General features: G+C 72.3%; 15 protein-coding genes. 11 read left to right on the plus strand and 4 right to left on the minus strand.

Translation table 11 applies throughout. The annotated features are described in order from the left end of the window. Window positions 1–345 precede the first annotated feature (345 nt). From NQO67_RS13650 to NQO67_RS13665, 4 genes are all read left to right on the plus strand, one after another. Entirely contained in the window at window positions 346–1,170 is an 825-nt protein-coding gene (locus NQO67_RS13650) for a transporter substrate-binding domain-containing protein (protein WP_255950173.1), read from the plus strand. A gap of 427 nt (window positions 1,171–1,597) precedes the next feature. Then, on the plus strand, window positions 1,598–2,974 hold the full coding sequence (locus tag NQO67_RS13655) for a glycoside hydrolase family 43 protein (RefSeq protein ID WP_255950174.1): 1,377 nt from the start codon (window positions 1,598–1,600) through the stop codon (window positions 2,972–2,974). Between the two features lie 149 nt (window positions 2,975–3,123). Continuing rightward, the gene (locus NQO67_RS13660; RefSeq protein WP_255950175.1) at window positions 3,124–3,444 is read left to right on the plus strand and encodes a GYD domain-containing protein; all 321 of its coding nucleotides are present in this window, start codon (window positions 3,124–3,126) and stop codon (window positions 3,442–3,444) included. Between the two features lie 93 nt (window positions 3,445–3,537). Next, on the plus strand, window positions 3,538–4,620 hold the full coding sequence (locus tag NQO67_RS13665; protein WP_255950177.1) for a WD40 repeat domain-containing protein: 1,083 nt from the start codon (window positions 3,538–3,540) through the stop codon (window positions 4,618–4,620). A 56-nt stretch (window positions 4,621–4,676) separates the two neighbouring features. On the opposite strand, the gene NQO67_RS13670 is transcribed toward NQO67_RS13665, so the two are convergent. Further along, the gene (locus NQO67_RS13670; protein WP_255950179.1) at window positions 4,677–6,752 is read right to left on the minus strand and encodes a S9 family peptidase; all 2,076 of its coding nucleotides are present in this window, start codon (window positions 6,750–6,752) and stop codon (window positions 4,677–4,679) included. Between the two features lie 156 nt (window positions 6,753–6,908). On the opposite strand from NQO67_RS13670, the gene NQO67_RS13675 reads away from it, so the two are divergent. From NQO67_RS13675 to NQO67_RS13695, 5 genes are all read left to right on the plus strand, one after another. After that, a complete protein-coding gene (locus NQO67_RS13675; protein ID WP_255950180.1) occupies window positions 6,909–7,493 on the plus strand; it encodes an RNA polymerase sigma factor in 585 nt (194 codons plus the stop codon). A 65-nt stretch (window positions 7,494–7,558) separates the two neighbouring features. Beyond that, complete coding sequence (locus NQO67_RS13680) at window positions 7,559–8,566, plus strand: zf-HC2 domain-containing protein (RefSeq protein WP_255950181.1); 1,008 nt, start codon at window positions 7,559–7,561, stop codon at window positions 8,564–8,566. A 104-nt stretch (window positions 8,567–8,670) separates the two neighbouring features. Next, window positions 8,671–9,441 (plus strand): ATP-binding cassette domain-containing protein, encoded by a 771-nt coding sequence (locus NQO67_RS13685; protein ID WP_255950391.1) that lies wholly within the window; start codon window positions 8,671–8,673, stop codon window positions 9,439–9,441. A gap of 203 nt (window positions 9,442–9,644) precedes the next feature. Next, window positions 9,645–10,907, plus strand: coding sequence for a hypothetical protein (locus tag NQO67_RS13690; protein WP_255950182.1), 1,263 nt, complete (start codon window positions 9,645–9,647; stop codon window positions 10,905–10,907). Continuing rightward, on the plus strand, window positions 10,904–11,566 hold the full coding sequence (locus tag NQO67_RS13695; RefSeq protein ID WP_308295658.1) for a hypothetical protein: 663 nt from the start codon (window positions 10,904–10,906) through the stop codon (window positions 11,564–11,566). Before NQO67_RS13690 ends, NQO67_RS13695 begins: the two co-directional genes overlap by 4 nt. Window positions 11,567–11,626: 60 nt before the next feature. On the opposite strand, the gene NQO67_RS13700 is transcribed toward NQO67_RS13695, so the two are convergent. Continuing rightward, window positions 11,627–13,393, minus strand: coding sequence for a serine/threonine-protein kinase (locus tag NQO67_RS13700; RefSeq protein WP_255950183.1), 1,767 nt, complete (start codon window positions 13,391–13,393; stop codon window positions 11,627–11,629). Between the two features lie 227 nt (window positions 13,394–13,620). Between NQO67_RS13700 and NQO67_RS13705 the strand changes: the two genes are divergently transcribed. Both NQO67_RS13705 and NQO67_RS13710 read left to right on the plus strand, forming a co-directional pair. Then, complete coding sequence (locus NQO67_RS13705; protein WP_255950184.1) at window positions 13,621–13,956, plus strand: hypothetical protein; 336 nt, start codon at window positions 13,621–13,623, stop codon at window positions 13,954–13,956. A gap of 235 nt (window positions 13,957–14,191) precedes the next feature. Further along, window positions 14,192–15,103 (plus strand): LysR family transcriptional regulator, encoded by a 912-nt coding sequence (locus NQO67_RS13710; RefSeq protein WP_255950185.1) that lies wholly within the window; start codon window positions 14,192–14,194, stop codon window positions 15,101–15,103. Between the two features lie 40 nt (window positions 15,104–15,143). Here the strand turns inward: NQO67_RS13710 and msrA are convergent, their stop codons facing one another. Next, on the minus strand, window positions 15,144–15,692 hold the full coding sequence (gene msrA, locus NQO67_RS13715; protein WP_255950186.1) for a peptide-methionine (S)-S-oxide reductase MsrA: 549 nt from the start codon (window positions 15,690–15,692) through the stop codon (window positions 15,144–15,146). Continuing rightward, window positions 15,689–16,210: a peptide-methionine (R)-S-oxide reductase MsrB gene (msrB, locus tag NQO67_RS13720; protein ID WP_255950187.1), complete on the minus strand. Its 522-nt coding sequence runs from the start codon at window positions 16,208–16,210 to the stop codon at window positions 15,689–15,691. Before msrB ends, msrA begins: the two co-directional genes overlap by 4 nt. Window positions 16,211–16,227 lie beyond the last annotated feature (17 nt).

Here is a 16,227-nt window from a genome sequence, read left to right on the forward strand (position 1 = left end):
TGCCTGGGCATCGGGCGCCACGCGTGCCTCGGCCGGGGCACGAGCGTGGCTGGGGGAAGAAATTCGTTGGGACGGGCGCGACATCATGGCCTCGATTCGTGCCTGGGAACCGGGTGCGATCAGCCCTTCCCATGGTCCAGGCACGGCACGGCCATGGCCCGCCTGCAAGCCCGCGGATTCCTCCGGGGGTTATCCCCACCGCACCGGGAAGCCGCAGTCCAAGGGTTACCGCGGGCGGCTTCTTCAGCTCCGAACGATGTAACCTCCATCCACTTGTCACGCCTCCCTCGGTACGGCTCGTTCCGGGGACGCGCCCCACTTGTCCCCGGACAGAGATGTGAAGCCATGCGCCGCAGAATCACGCTGACCGCTCTCGCCCTCGCGCTTGCCACCGTCATCGGGGGAACGGCCTACGCCACGCAGGCCGGTACCGCCCCGAACCCGTCCAGCCGGCACCGTTCCACCACGCTCCTGGACACGGTGCCCGAGCGGGGAGTGCTGCGGGTGTGCACCACGGGTGACTACCGGCCGTTCAGCTACCTGGACCCCGCCACGAAGTCGTACACCGGCATCGACATCGACATGGCGAAGAACCTGGCGACGGACCTGGGGGCGAAGCCGCGGTTCGTGGCCACCACCTGGGCGGAGCTCATGGACGACCTGACCGCGGGCAAGTGCGACATCGGCATGGGCGGCGTCTCCGTGACGCTGGCCAGGGCGCGGAAGGCGTACTTCAGCACGCCCTACCTCGTCGACGGCAAGTCCGCGATCGCGCGCTGCGAGGACAAGGACAAGTACCAGTCCCTGGAGGAGATCGACCGGCCGGGTGTCCGAGTGATCGTCAACCCCGGGGGCACCAACGAGGCGTTCGCCAAGGCCAACATCCACCAGGCCACCGTCATCACGCACGCCGACAACACCACGATCTTCGACGAGATCGTCGCAGGCCGCGCCGATGTGATGATCACGGACGGCAGCGAGACCAGGTACCAGTCCAAGCTCCACCCGGAACTCTGCGCGATCAACCCCGACAAGCCCTTCACCTTCGCCGAGAAGGCGTACCTCCTGCCGCGGGGCGACGAGGAGTTCCAGGAGTACGTCGACCAGTGGGTCCACCTGGCCACCCACGACGGCACCTACGACGGGTACGCCGCGGACTGGCTCGGCTGACCCTCCGGCACCTCCGGCACCTCTGGCACCTCCGGGCTCCGGGCGGCGGCCGACCCGCGATGTCAGCACTGTCACGCCGTCGGCAGGTAGGACGCGCAGCCGCCCGGGGCCACGCAGCACGCTGGGGGCCGTGGTCTGGCAGGCGACCGCCTCATGCCCCTCATGCCCCTCGTGCCCCTCATGCCCTCAACAGCCGGCCGGAGCAGACCCATTGACGCGTGAACGGGGAGCGCTCTATCGTCTGACCGATATTCCGAACTTTGTTCGAGATTTCGAAGTCCGCCGTGACGGACCGCCCGCCACCTCCTCGCCGTCACCCCCGCGCGCCCATGCGGCCCTTCGCCCCGCTCCGCCCGCTCCGCCTGCTCCGCCCGCTCCACTCCACTGGCCCTTTCCCTTCCGTCCCCACGCCACCTCGGAGACCAGGATGAGTGCACGCCCCCACCTGTCCCGTCGCAGCCTCCTCGGTGTGACCGCCGCCGTGCCGCTGGCCCTCTCAATGGGTGCCGGCACCGCCCGCGCCGCCGATGCGGCGTACGTGATGTGCTATTTCACCGAGTCGACCAACCTCGGCGACGGCACCAACTACGGCCTGCACCTCGCCGTGAGCACGGACTCGCTCAACTGGACGCCGCTCAACCAGAACAACCCCGTGGCCACCCCCACCGCGGGCGCCGGCGGGCTGCGCGACCCGTTCATCCTGCGCAAGCGGGACGGGACCTTCGTCGTGCTCGCCACCGACCTCAAGGGCACCGACTGGAGTTACAACAGCCAGTACATCCACGTCTGGGACTCCACCGACCTGCGCTCCCTCACCGGCTACCGGCGCATGAAGCTGCACGACATGACCACCCACAGCTGGGCGCCGGAGGCCTTCTGGGACGCGGGCAGAGGCCAGTACGCGGTCATCTACTCCTCGGTCAACAGCAGCGGCCACAACGTGATCATGGTCAACCACACCACCGACTTCGTCACGGCTTCGTCCCCGCAGGTCTTCTTCGACCCTGGCTACGAGGTCATCGACGGCGACATGGCCGTCGGCGTCAACGGCTACAACTACCTGTTCTTCAAGAAGAGCGGCGGGCTCGTGGCCGCCCGCTCCACTTCCCTCGACCCGGGCAGCTTCACCGAGTTCAGCGGCAGCGTCTCGCACGGCGGCACCGAGGCCCCGACCGTCTACAAGTCACTGACCTCGAGCACCTGGTACCTGTGGGGCGACACCTACACCCCGAACGGCGTCTTCTACGCCTGGCAGAGCAGCAACCTCGCCTCCGGCAGCTGGACGGCCCTCGACCAGAAGACGTACACCCAGCCGGTCAACTCCAAGCACTGCGGCATCGCGACGATCACCACGACCGAGTACGACAACCTGATCGCGAAGTGGGGCGCCCCGACCTGGAACCGGCTCAAGTCCCACAACTTCCCGGACCGCTACGTGCGCCATTCCGACTACGTCGGCCAGATCGACACGTACCCCATCGAGCCCTACCTGGACTCGCTGTGGAAGCTGGTCCCCGGTCTCGCCGACGGCTCCGGGGTCTCCTTCCAGTCCGTCAACTACCCGACCCGCTACCTGCGGCACTACGACTACCAGCTGCAACTCGACGTCAACGACGGCACCTCGACGTTCGCAGCGGACGCCACCTTCTACCGCACGTCCGGCCTGGCCGACTCGTCCTGGGCGTCCTTCCGCTCGTACAACAACCCGACCCGCTACATCCGCCACTACGACTACGTGCTGCGCATCGACCCGATCTCCACGGCCACCGAGCAGCAGGACGCGACGTTCCACGTCGGCTACTGAGGCGCCGGCATCGAGGCGCCGGCCGGCAGTGCAGGAATGCGGCTTCCAACGGGTGATTCGGCCGCGTGACGCGTGGCGGTCGGCGCGGCGGCGGGAAGGGCCATCTGCATACCGGAACGCCGGACACATCACGGGCAGGGAGCACCCCTATGCCGAAGTTCCTCATCCAGGCCAGCTACACCGCCGAGGGCGCGGAGGGGCTGCTGAAGGAAGGCGCGAGTGGCCGCCGCGCGGCCGTCGACCGCGTCGTCGCCGAACTCGGCGGGACCGTCGAGGCCATGTACTTCACCTTCGGGGAGGACGATCTCGTGTCCATCCTGGACTTCCCCGACTCGGTGTCCATGGCCGCGGTCAGCCTCACCGTCAAGGCCAGCGGCGCGATCCACAGCCGGGCCACGCCGCTCCTCACCCCTGATGAGATCGACGAGGCCGCCCGCCGTCAGGTCCCCTTCCGCCCTCCCGGCGCGTAGCGGCCGTCCCGGCCACGCCCGGGCCGCACTCGTGCCAGGGTGGACCGGGAGCCACGTGGCTCGGCGATGGGGAGGGGCGGGGGCGCTGCTGTCGTGAGTGTGCTGTTCGGGTGGAGCGCGGGCGGTCCGGTGGCCGGTGTGGTCGGGGGACTCGTGGGCCTGATGGCCGTCGCCGCCTCCCGCCGTGCGACCTCCGGGCGCGACGCGCGGGGCCCGGTCCCGAGGGAGCGAGCCGGTGCACGCGCCGCCACCGTTGAGCAGGCGCCGTCGACCCATCCGCCGCATCCCGCCCTGCGACGCACCCTGACCGGCCACACCGCGCGGGTGACGGCGGTGGTGTTCGGCCCGGACGGCAGCTGGCTCGCCACCGCCGGCGAGGACGCGACCGTGCGGGTCTGGGACGCGGCCAGCGGCGAGGAGCGTCACACCCTCACCGGACACCGCGGGAAGGTGACGTCGGTGGCGGTGAGTCCCGACGGCGGTTGGCTCGCCTCCGCCGGGGTCGACGGGACGGTGCGGATCTGGGACCCGGCCGGCGGCGCGGAGCGCCGTGCCCTGACCGGCCACGTGGGCCGGGTGACGGCGGTGGCGGTGAGCCCGGACGGCAGTTGGCTCGCCTCCGCCGGGATCGACGAGACGGTGCGGGTCTGGGACGCGGTCACCGGGGAGACCCGCCGCATCCTGCACGGTCACACCGACTCGGTCTACTGCGTGGCGGTCGGTCCGGACGGCACCTGGCTCGTCTCCGCCGGCGACGACAAGACGCGACGGATCTGGGACGTGGCCACGGGAGAGCGCCGCACCCTGCACGGGCCCACCACCCAGGTGGCGGCGGTGGCGGTGAGTCCGGACGGCGCCTGGTTCGCCACCCTCGGATACGGCACGGCGGTGCGGATCTGGGACGTGGCCGGCGGCGCGGAACTCCGGGCCCTGACGGGCCATACCGGCTGTGCGACGGACGTGGTGGTCAGCCCGGACGGCAGCTGGGTCGCCACCGCCGGCGAGGACGCGACCGTGCGGATCTGGGACGCGGCCACCGGCGAGGAGCGCCGCGCGCTGCACGGCCACACCGGCTCGGTGGCGGCGGTGGCCATCAGCCCGGACGGTGCCTGGCTCGCCAGCACCGGCGATGACGGGACCGTCCGGATGTGGGACCCGACCACCGGCTGCCCGTAGGCCTCCCGCCCCGCCGCGCCCCCCGGCCCGCGTTCACCTGCCCCTGCCCGCGCGCCTCACCCGGGCAGCCGCAGCGCACGACGAAGGAAGTCCCGTTCGTGCGTGAGGAGGTTGGCCGCCACCGTCGGGTCCGAGGGCGTGTGGGCGGTCCGGGGCAGCGGGAGGACCTCGTGGGGGCGGCCGGCCGCCAGGAGCGCGGCGGAGAAACGCAGGGTGTGCGCCGGGATCACGTTGTCGTCGGCGAGTCCGTGCACCAGCAGGAGCGGCCGGCTCAGCGTGGCGGCCTCCAGGACCGGTGAGCAGCGGTCGTAGGCCTGCGGGTACCGGTCGGGGTGGCCCAGGTGGCGCTCCCGCCAGTGCGTGTCGTACAGCCGCTGGTCGGTCACCGGCGCCCCGGCGATCGCGGCGTGGAAGACGTCCGGGCGGCGCAGGACCGCCAGGGCGGCGAGGAACCCGCCGAAGGACCAGCCCCGGACGGCCACCCGGGTCAGGTCCAGTTGGGGCCGTAGCGCTGCGGCCTCCGTCAGACCCTGCACCTGGTCCTCCAGTACGGGTCCCGCGATGTCGAGGTGGATCGCCCTCTCCCAGGCGGGCCCGCGGCCGGGAGTGCCGCGCCCGTCCACCGCGAGCACGGCGAAGCCCTGCTCGGCGAACCACTGGGAGACGTACGTCGACCACGTGCGCGCCGCGTTCACCTTCCGCAGCGCCGGCCCGCCGTAGGAGTCCACGAGCACCGGCAACGGCCCGTCGTCGGGGCGGTGCCAGGACGGCAGGAAGAGCGCGGCCCGCACGGCACGGGGACCCAGGCGGAGGAGCTCAGGCCGGGGTTCCAGCACCGGGAGCTCGGCGTGGGAGACGATCTCCGCGGTGCGCGTGCGTGGCTGCGGCTCGCCCCGGTCGACGTGGACGGTCGTGCGGACGCCGTGGCGGTTCGCGGAGCGGGTCGTCACGACGGTGGTGCCGCCCCGGCACGTGCCGCCGTGCACGCCCGGCTCACCGCTGAGCCGCCGCAACCCGCGCTGCGGGTCGTGGCTCCACAGGTGGGTCTCGGCCGGATCGTCGCCGGACGCGGTGAACAGCACCCGGTGGCCGTCGACCGCCAGGACCGCGCCGACCTGGAGACCGGGCGGGGTGACGGGGCGCCCGGCCACCAGCAGGCGGCGCGTGTCCTCCCGGTCGGCGGTGCTCACGAGGGCGCCCGAGCCGGTCCGCGCCGGCAGACCGGGGACGAGCTGCACCCATGCGTCGTCGCGCTGTTCGGCGAGGACGGTGATGGCGCCGGTGCCGGGCTCGATCCCGCACACCTGGACATGGCGCTGGTCACGGCTCTGTACCGCGGCGAAGGGCCCGTGCCCGTCCCAGCCCGCAGCGGTGAGGTACTCGAACGCCGCGGTGTCCCACGCCACCCGGATCAGCGAGCCGGGCGGACCGTCCACCGGGGCGATCCACAGGCTGACGTCGGCGTTGGCCGTGCCCGCGGCCGGATAGCGGATGGCGGACGGAGGGCGCGCGGGATCCGAAGGATCGCTGAGGTACCAGCGCTGGACGGGCGTGCTGTCCACCCGGGCGACCAGCAGCCGCCGGCCATCGGGCGCCCACCAGTAGCCGCGGTGCCGGCCCATCGACTCCGCCGCCACCTGCTCGGCGCGCCCGAAGCAGACCTCGGGCCCGTCCGGCGCCGCGAGCGTCCGGTCACGGCTGCCGTCGGCCTCCACCACGCGCAGCGCGCCGCCGCCGGCATACGCGATCCGCTCGCCGGTCGGGTCCGGCCGCGGATCGGCCACCGGCTCCACGACGGGCAGCCGGCGCAGCTCGCCGTCCGCGGTCCGGACCGTCCACAGCCGCCCGCCGAGCGTGAAGGCCAGTACCGTGCAGGCGTCGTCGGCGGCGTAGTCGACGATGCCGCCGGACGGTTCCTGCTGGGGGTCCGTCAGCCGCCGCGGGTCCGCCAGCAGCCGTTCCTTCCCGGTCGGCACGTCCAGCGCCCACAGGCACGAGACCGGGTCCTGCCCGGCCCTGCTGCGCAGGAAGAAGACGGTGTCGCCGTCCGGTGAGACGGTGAACCGGCTCGGGGTGCCGAGCGAGAAGCGTCGGGTACGGGCGAGCTGGTGGGGGAGTTCGTCTGCGGGCATGGCCGGCACCCTGTCACCCGCGGGTGCGCCGGGCGATCCTTTTACCGAATGCAGCGGATTACTGAATGCGACGGAACGGGGCGGGGTGGGAGTGGGCGCTCGGATCGCCGCCGGCGTGCGTGAACCGTGTGCCGTGCCGCGAGCGATAGAGGGGGCGTGAGACTGTTCCGCCCCGCAGGGGCAGACCGAGATGACGACGCGGCGCTGCTGCGCGCCGTGGCACGGGGGGACCAGGCCGCGCTCGCCGAGCTGTACGACCGGCACGCGGGCTGGTTGCACGCGCGGCTGGCACGTCGCTGCGGGGACCCGGAGACCGTCCGCGAAGCCCTTCAGGACACCTTCGTCACCGTGTGGCGCTCCGCCGGGACGCACCGCGGCGGTGCGTGCGGCGGCTGGCTCTGGGTGATCGCAGCGCGGCGTCTCGTGGACGCGCAACGCACCCGGGCACGGAACGAACGCGTCGCGCACGAACCGCCGGCGGCTGCCCCGTCCGCCGAGGACCGGGTGCTGGCCGGCCTCGAGTACGGGGACGTGGGTACCGCGTTCGACCGGATGTCGCCGGAGCTGCGCGAGGTGTTGCGGGCCACCGTCATCGACGGTCTGACCACCCGGGAAGCCGCGCTCGTGCTGGGGATACCGGAGGGCACGATCAAGACCCGCGCCCTGCGGGCCCGCCGCGAACTGCGCACCCTGCTGTCCGAACTGTCGACGCCCGGACTTCCGTTGGGGGATGCCCTGTGACGTGGAAGTGGAAAGAGCCGCGGCCGGAGGGCCCCGCATCCCGTGCTTGGCATGTGGACGCGGAGATGAGCGCGCGTTACGCGGCGGGGTCCCTCCCGGAGCTCGCCGCCTGGTCCTTGGAGAAGCACGTCGAGGCGTGCAGCCGATGCGCCGCCCTGGTGTCGCGTGCGGTCCTCACCACCGGTGTGGCGGCGGACCTGGCGGAGGCGCGCGCGTCGGTGCTGGCGACCATCGGCGACATGGCAGGGGGAGCGGAGGACGGAAGGGGAGCCGAGAAGGCCGCCGGCCCTGCGGCTGCGGGGGGCGTGCGGCGCGCGGGAGGTGCGGCGATCGGAGCGGGCGGCACGGGCTTTCGCCGGTCCCTCGCGGGCGTCGGCCGTCGGCTCGGCCGGGTCGCCTGGGCCGCCGGCCCTGCGCTGCGGGGGCCGTGGATCGTCGCGCTGGTACTGGTGTGTGCCGGCGCCGTGGCGCTGGCGCACGGCGCGGGGTCCGACGGCATGCGTCCGCTGCTGCTCACGCTGGCGCCCCTGCTGCCCCTGCTGGGCGTGGCGCTCTCCTACGGGCCGGGCGCCGACCCGATGTACGAGATCAGCGCCGCGGCGCCGGGCGGCGGACTGCGGTTGCTGCTGACCAGGACCGCCGCCGTGCTCGGGGTGAGCCTGCCGCTGCTCACCGCCGCCGGCGCCGTCCTGCCGGGTCCCCCGGGCGCGCCGGGTGCCGCGGCCTGGCTGCTGCCGGGTCTCGTCCTGGTGCTGGCGGCGCTCGCGCTCGGCTCGTACCTCGGCTGCCGCACGGCCACCGGAATCGTCGCCGCCTGCTGGACGTGCGCCGTCCTGCTGCCGGTGCTCTCGGCGCACGGCGTGCCCGCGTCCGGCGCCGGGGGCGACGGCATCATCCCGACGGCCGCGCTCGCCCGGCAACTTGCGCACTACCTGTCGGGAGCGGCCGCGCAGGGCGGTTGGGCCGCTGCCGGCGCGCTCTGCGCGGGGCTGCTGGCGCTGCGCCGCCATGCGTTCGACTTCGGCCCGGGCTCCGGCCGCGGGTTCGTGCGGAACCATCTGGAGAACCCGTGACCCCTGCCGACCCTCTCGATTCCACCGGCGCCACCCGCACCACCGGTCGCGCCGGCACCCCCGGCGCGACCGGCAGCACCGGCACGCCCGGTGCCACCGTCCAGGTGGCCGGATTGACCGTCCGGCACCGCAGGACCGTTGCGCTCGACGGTGTCGACCTCGTCTTCGGCCCGGGAGTGCACGGGTTGCTCGGCCCGAACGGCGCGGGCAAGACCTCCCTGATCCGCGTGCTGGCCACGGTCGCACGCGCCGACGGCGGCCGCGTCGAACTTCTCGGTCACGATCCTTCCCACCACCGGGGCCGCACGGCGGCCCGGCGCAGGCTCGGCTATCTGCCGCAGGAGTTCGGGTACTACCCGGGTTTCACCGTGCGGGAGTTCGTCGCGTACGTGGCCTGGCTCAAGGACCTGCCGGGTGACCGGGCACGGGCGGCGGTCGAGCGGGCCGTGGCACGGGTCGGGCTCGCGGACCGCATCGACGCGAGGATGAGGACGCTGTCCGGGGGCATGGTGCGACGGGCCGGCATCGCGCAGGCCATCGTCAACGATCCGGCCGTGCTGCTGCTCGACGAGCCGACCGCCGGCCTCGACCCCGAGCAGCGGGTCGAGTTCCGTGCGCTGTTGCGGGGCCTCGGCACCGCAAGCACCGTGATCGTCTCCACGCATCTGGTGGAGGACGTGGCCGCAGCGTGCAGCGAGGTCACCCTCCTGTCGGCCGGTCAGGTGGCCTATCGGGGCACGCCCGCATCCCTCGCCGAACTCGGCGAGCGAGCGGACGGCACGGCGGTGGACGGCAACCCCATCGAGCGGGGTTACACGCTCGCCCTGCACGGCCACCGTGCCGGGACGGCGCCGAGTGGAAAGGCACGCGGATGACCGGCCCGCACTCGACGTCCGCGCCCTCTTCCTCGACGTCCTCGAACTCTTCCTCTACGTCCTCGACCTCGCCCCCGTCCCGGGCGGCCGCCGCCGGCACTTCGCGAACGAGCCGGGCCACACGGCCCCGTCTTCGTCCCCGCCTTCGACCTCGACCTCGACCGCGCCCCCGTACGCGCTCGGCGCATCCGCTCCTCGCCGAGGTGCGCAGGGGGCCGGCTCGCTGGGCGGCGCTCGCGATGTGCGTCACGCTCAGCCTGCCGATGGTGGCGAAGTCGGCGTACTGGCAGGGCGGCTGGCACGAGACGCAGGACCAGCTCCATGACGTGGCGGCGCTGCTCGGCGGGCCGCTCGCCGTGGCCGCGGGGTGCTGGCACGGGGGCCGTGAGCGCCGGACGCGGATGGCTGAGCTACGTGCCTGTGGTGCCCGTGGCCCGCTTGCGCAGTTCCTGGTCGCGGCCTTGCCCGTGCTGCTCGGCGTCCTCGTCGGCTACCTGGTCGTGGTGGCCGGGGCACTGCTGGCCAGCTGGCCGTACGTCTCGGCCGGCCGGCCGCTTGCCGGGCCGCCGGCGGCGGACGCGGTGTACCTGGCGGCGATGGCGACGGTCGGCATGGTCGGCGGACGGCTGCTGCGGTGGCGACTGGCCGCGCCTGCGCTCGCCGTCTGCGCGTACGTGGTGATCGGGGTTTGGAGCCGCCAGACGTCGGCGTTCGGCTTCCTCGACCCGGCCGCGTCCGGAAACGTCGACGAGTTGCCGGTCTGGTGGCAGCCGTGGGTGATGGCCGCCTGGCTGGCCGGCCTCGTCAGTGCCGTCGTCGTCGGGTACGCGGTCCGCCGCCACCGTTACCTCGCCGTACTGCCGCTGGCCGTCGCGGTCGCCGCCGCCGTGCCCCTCATGGGGTGTGGTGGCGACATGTGGCATACGGACCCGTTGCGGAAGACGTCGGTGTGTGACGACGCGTCGCCGCGGGTGTGCGTCGACGCGCTGAACAGCGATCTGCTGCCGGCGGTCTCGCACGCCCTGTCGGGGATCACGGGCCGGCTCGACGGGGTGCCCCACGCCCCCGTCCGGTTCCGGGACCCACCGCGACCCGGGCACCACGAGGCGCGGTTGCCCGAGCTCTACCTCGGCCAGAGCGTGGTACGTGGCGAACTGGTGGATCCGGAGGCGTTCGCCTGGGAGGCCGGAGCAGGCCTGACGGGTATCGAGTGCGCCCGTTTCAGCCCCACCGACGACGCGGTCCTGGACTGGCTCGTGTCCAACCGCCTGAGCGAGCAGCGGCGGGAGGCGGGAGCCGAGGCCGCCCGCAAGTCGGGCGATCCGGCGATGGTCAAGGATGCCGAGGCCGAGACGCGCGGGCTGGCCCGCCTGCGTGCCATGGACGACGACGAGCGACATGCCTGGCTCGGCCGCTATTTCGCCTCCCTCGACGACTGTGAGAAGGGCGAGGTGCCCACACTGTGACCCACGACGTGCACGCAGTGCCGGACGTCTCCGGCCTGCCCGGGCACCCCACGGCCTACGGGTACCTGCTCTACGCCCGCTCCCGCGCGCTCCCCCTCACCGTGGTCACGCTGATCGTCACCGCGGTGCTGGCGACCGTCTGCGCACACCGGCTGCACACCACCTACCTCGACCCGGACAGACGCGTACCGGTCGTGGCCCTCGCGCCGATGCTCGCCGCCTCGGCGATCGGCACCAGCCTGTACGAGTACGCGGCCGAGCTGGACCGGACGGCGGTGCGTCGCGCGGTGCCGCGCCGGTTGGTCCAGCTGCTGGCGCTGACCGCGCTGGCCGCCGGTGCGCTGGCACTCGCCGTACCCGGCCAGGCCGCGGACTTCGGCGCCGAGGCGATGGTGCGCAACGTCCTGGGGGCGGTGGGCGTCACGGCGGCCTCCGCGGCCGTGATCGGCGCCCGGTTGAGCTGGCTGCCGACGATCACGTACCTCAGCGCGACCTACCTGTCGGGCGCCCACGCGCGAGGCCGGGCCGCAACGGTGTGGGCCTGGGCGATCCAGCCGGGACCACAGCCCGCCGCCTGGGCGGTCGCCGTCGGGGCGTTCGTCGCGGGCGGGGCGCTCTACACGCTGTGCGGGGCACGGGAGGAGGGGGTGCGGGGCTGACGCGTCGCGGGTGGCAGGCGGGCGCCGATCCGGGATCCCGAACCCGGATCGGCATCCCGATCAGTCCCGTTTGAGGGTGCCGCGAAAGTAGTCGGAGGCGTCTTCCATCGTTCCGTTCGCGGACCGGGTGAAAGTGTTCTTCGAGTCGGTGCAGCCCTTGTCTTTTCCTTTGTCGATCAACTCCTGCACCACCACGCCGTGGTCCTTCTCGGCGACAAGCACCCAGTGGCCGCTGCACGGCACACTCGGGTAGCTGATGGTGGCGACGGTATCCCCGACCTTTCCCCCCTTGTACACGACTATCACCGGGAATTCGCTGCCCTCCTGTGTCACGGTTCCCCGCCACGTGCCCTTGTAGGGGGAGGGGGACGCTGCGGAGTGCGTGGGGTGAGGGCTGGCCGAGGTGGTCGACGCCGCCGGTTCGGGGGTGGTGGAGGCGGTCGGAGCGGACGACGCCGACTGCCGCGGGCCGTCCGCGTTCTGCTCGCCCTTGTCGCGCAGCATCTTCGGGGCCAGGACGGCGACGAGAACGAGGACGGCCGCCGTGAGGACGATCAGTGGCCATTTCCGCGTCCACCGTGATGGCGAAGAGCCGGTGGGCGGGGGTGGAGTAGGCGGGGTGGGGTCCCAGCGGGGGGTCGGCGGGAGGGAGTCGGCCGGGCCGACCGGTCCGGGGGCGACATGTCCGGGGGCGACATGTCCAGGGCTGACGGGCCCGGGGACGAAAGGCCGGGAGACCGCGGTCTGCGTCGGCCAGTGGGGATCCGGTTGCCGTGCGCCGTGGCCTTGGGCCTGGCCCCGGCCAGGGTCCGGGTCCCGGTCCTGGCGTTCGTGCTGGCCAAGGCCTTGGCCATGGCCATGGCCCTCCCCCTCCTCGTGCCGGTCCCGGTCCCGGTCCCGGTCCTGGTCCTGGCCTTGGTCCTCGTGTCCTGCCGGTGTCGGCATGTCCAGCAAGCGCGCGGCGACGCGGCCCAGGTGGTCGAGGAGTTCCGGGGTCAACCAGGGGCGGGAGCGGTCGTATCCGGCGGACTCGGCCAGTTCGGCGATGCGTGCCGGCGTGGGGCGCCGGGCCGGCTCGCGGGCGAGGCAGGCCGCCGCGAGATCGTGGAGCGGCGTGCTCAGGCCGTCCAGGTCGGGCGCTTGGGAGACGGACGCGAGCAGGGCGGCGGCCACTCCTTCGCCGGTGGCGGGGAACGGGGAGCGGCCGGTGGCGGCGAAGACGAGGACGGCGCCCAGGCAGAAGACGTCACTGGCGCCGGTGAGGGATTGGCCGCCCACCTGCTCGGGGGAGATGAACCCCGGTGTTCCCACCACCATCCCGGTCCGGGTGAGTCCGGCGCCGTCCACGGCGCGCGCGATGCCGAAGTCGATCACGCGGGGTCCGTCCAGGCCGAGCAGCACGTTCGACGGTTTCAGGTCTCGGTGCACCAGACCACAGCCGTGGATGGTCTCCAGGGCACGCGCCAAGCCGAACGCCAGGGCCCACACGGACGACTCCGGCAGGCGGCCGTGGCTGCGCACCGCCTCCTGGAGGGACAGCGCGGGGACGTAGGCAGTGGCCGCCCACGGAACGGTGGCCTCGGTGTCCGCCGCCACCACCGCGGCGGTCCATTCCCCGACGACGCGGCGGGCCGCCTGCACCTCGCGCCTGAACCGCTGCCGGAACTCCGGATCCGTCGCGAGCTCGGGGTGCACCAGCTTGACCGCCACGGTCCGGCCCTGCGTCGAACGCCCCAGGAAGACCCGGCCCATGCCGCCGGAGCCGAGGCGCCCCAGCAGCCGGTACGGCCCGACGACGCTCGGATCGCCCGGCATGAGCGCGTCCATCCCCAACCCCCGTCAACCCAAGCCCACAGCACGACGGCCATGGATGTGAAGAGACATCCCACCCGACATGGATCAGGTAGCACAAGACGCAGCTTCGCCTCGATCGGTTCGTCTGGTCCGTCGATTCGTCGGCCGATCTGCGCCCGACCGCGGTGGTAGCATCCCGCCGTCCATTTGGGCGGCTGCGCGGGGCGTCCCCGGCCGTTCACTATCGGGGGGAATATGCCATGACCAGAGATGCCGAAATGGCCAGAGGCGGCGAAATGCCCGCCGGTAACCGTAAAGCCCCGGATGCCGAAGAGAAGTCGGGCTCGCACTGGTGGCTGACGGGCATCATGGGGATTCTCCTGATGGGCCCGGCGCCGCTGTTCATCTACCACTATCTCGACGAGAAGGAGCGCCAGGGCGGCACCATCCGGATGAACTGGATCGCCGTCCTCGCCTATGACCTGTTCGGCAAGACGGTCCTGACCTGGTTGATCGCCATCGTGGGGTTCCTCGTGTTCGTCGCGTCGGTGGTGGAGTTCCGCGAGTGGCGCCAGGCGCGGGGCCGCTCTGCATAGTGCCCGTACGTGCACACGTACCCGACTGAGGCCCAGGTGTCCGGCTGTACGCCGGCTCGCCCGGGCCTTCGTCGTTGCCGGTTCGGGGGATCACGGCGCCCGTGCGCTGCTGCGTTCCGGTGAGCAGGCCTATCTGACGGGTGGTAAGACCTCTGCCCTCGTGATAGTAAGGCGCCGTGGGAGATGCGACGAGCGTGCTGACGGCGAGGGGTGCCGATACCGAGGGGGTCCTGCCGTGATCTCGCGCAGGTTGCCGGACCTGTATGCGCTGGAGCTGCTGGTCGCGGTGGCGGAGACCGGCAGCCTGACGCAGGCGGCGGCCCGTTTCGAGATCAGCCAGCCGTCGGCCAGCGCCCGGATGCTGACGCTGGAACGCCGGCTCGGGGTGCAACTGCTCGTCCGGTCCACCAGCGGTTCCCATCTGACCCCGGCCGGTCTGGTGGTGACGGACTGGGCCCGCAGCCTGCTGGAACGTGCGACCGCCCTGGTCGAGGGTGCCGCCGCGCTGAAGGCGCGCCAGGAGGACCGGCTCAGGGTGGCGGCGAGCCTGACGGTCGCCGAGCACCTGATGCCGGGGTGGCTGATGATCCTGCGTGAGTCGATGGCGCAGGTACACGTCGGGCTGGAGGTGACGAACAGCCACCGCGTGATCGGGGGTGTTCGACACGGCGAGTTCGACCTCGGCTTCGTCGAGGGACCGTGGGTGCCGCGCGACGTGCAGTCCAGGGCGGTCGGCCGGGACCGGCTGGTGGTCGTGGTCGCCCCGGACCACCCCTGGGCGCGTCGTCGTGACCCCGTCACCGGGGCCGAGCTGGCGGCTACGCCGCTGCTGCTGCGCGAAGCCGGATCCGGTACGCGCGAGACGTTGGAGGCGGCCCTCAAGGCATACGGCGGGGTGGCGACGCCCGTCCTGGAGCTGGGCGCGACCGCGCCGCTGCGCAGTGCGGCGGCGAGCGGGGTCGCGCCCGCGGTGCTGTCGGCGCTGACCGTGCAGGACGACCTGGCCGAGCGGCGGCTGGTGGCCGTGCCGACCGAGGCGAACCTGCGACTTGAACGGATCCTGCGTGCGGTGTGGTTGCGCGGCCGGGAGCTGCCGGAGTCGGCGCTACGACTGCTCCAGGTGGCCCGCCGCCGAGCTGCCCGCTGAGCGCGGATCATGCATGCGCAAATTGGTCACGACGTGGCCATCAGCCGGCTCGGGCCTTGGGGAGCACCCAGTCGGGGCGGGGGAAGTGGCAGGTGTAGCCGTTGGGGTACGTGATCAGGTAGTCCTGGTGCTCGGGCTCGGCCTCCCAGAACGGCCCTGCGGGTTCCAGCGTGGTCACGGCCTTGCCCGGCCACAGGCCTGAGGCGTCGACGTCGGCGATCGTGTCACGGGCGACCTGCTCTTGTTCCTGCGTGAGCGGGAAGATCGCCGAGCGGTAGCTCGCGCCGACGTCGTTGCCCTGACGGTTCACGGTTGACGGGTCGTGGATCTGGAAGAAGAAGGCCAGGATGTCCCGGTAGGTCGTCTGCGCGGGATCGAAGACGACCTCGACCGCTTCGGCATGGCCGGGGTGGTTGCGGTATGTGGCGTGATCATTGTCGCCGCCGGTGTACCCGACTCGCGTCTTCAGCACGCCGGGCTGGCGGCGGATGAGGTCCTGCATGCCCCAAAAGCACCCGCCGGCCAGGACTGCCGTCTCGGCCCCCGCTTCGCGGGTGATCTGTCCGGTGTCGTGAGTTCCGCTGGTCACGATGCGTGCCCCTCCGTCGTGGTGCCGGCTGTCCTGCCGTCCGCTGCCGTGGTGTCCGCTGCCGTGGTGTCGGCCTCCGGGAACAGCGCGAGGTACTCGCCGTAGCCCTGCGTCCTGAGCTCGCGGGCCGGGATGAAACGCAGTGCGGCCGAGTTCATGCAGTACCGCTCGCCTCCGGCGTCGGCAGGCCCGTCGTGGAACAGATGTCCCAGGTGGCTGTCGGCCCCGGTGGACCGTATTTCGGTGCGGGTCATTCCGAGTGAGCTGTCGGTTTGTGAGCGGACCGCACTGCCCTCGAGCGGTTTGGAGAAGCTCGGCCATCCGGTGCTGCTGTCGTACTTGTCGATCGATGAGAAGAGGGGCTGGCCTGAGACCACGTCCACGTACAGTCCGGGCTCGTGGTTGTTCCAGTACTCGTTTTGAAATGCAGGCTCGGTACCGTCCTTCTGAGTGACATGGAACTGTATGTCGGTCAGATTGCTCAGCGCTTCCGGAGTCTTTCGGTAGTCGTGCGACACGATTCCTCCCTTTCTGG

This window comes from Streptomyces odontomachi (genome assembly GCF_024435355.1).
Classification (GTDB): domain Bacteria; phylum Actinomycetota; class Actinomycetes; order Streptomycetales; family Streptomycetaceae; genus Streptomyces; species Streptomyces odontomachi.

What these genes read in the sequence shown, in the direction of transcription:
- NQO67_RS13700 (WP_255950183.1), bottom strand. Translation starts at nt 13,393, where the DNA reads ATGGACGCGCTCATGCCGGGCGATCCGAGCGTCGTCGGGCCGTACCGG.
- NQO67_RS13680 (WP_255950181.1), top strand. Translation starts at nt 7,559, where the DNA reads ATGAGCGCGCGTTACGCGGCGGGGTCCCTCCCGGAGCTCGCCGCCTGG.
- NQO67_RS13660 (WP_255950175.1), top strand. Translation starts at nt 3,124, where the DNA reads ATGCCGAAGTTCCTCATCCAGGCCAGCTACACCGCCGAGGGCGCGGAG.
- NQO67_RS13670 (WP_255950179.1), bottom strand. Translation starts at nt 6,752, where the DNA reads ATGCCCGCAGACGAACTCCCCCACCAGCTCGCCCGTACCCGACGCTTC.
- NQO67_RS13705 (WP_255950184.1), top strand. Translation starts at nt 13,621, where the DNA reads ATGACCAGAGATGCCGAAATGGCCAGAGGCGGCGAAATGCCCGCCGGT.
- NQO67_RS13655 (WP_255950174.1), top strand. Translation starts at nt 1,598, where the DNA reads ATGAGTGCACGCCCCCACCTGTCCCGTCGCAGCCTCCTCGGTGTGACC.
- NQO67_RS13650 (WP_255950173.1), top strand. Translation starts at nt 346, where the DNA reads ATGCGCCGCAGAATCACGCTGACCGCTCTCGCCCTCGCGCTTGCCACC.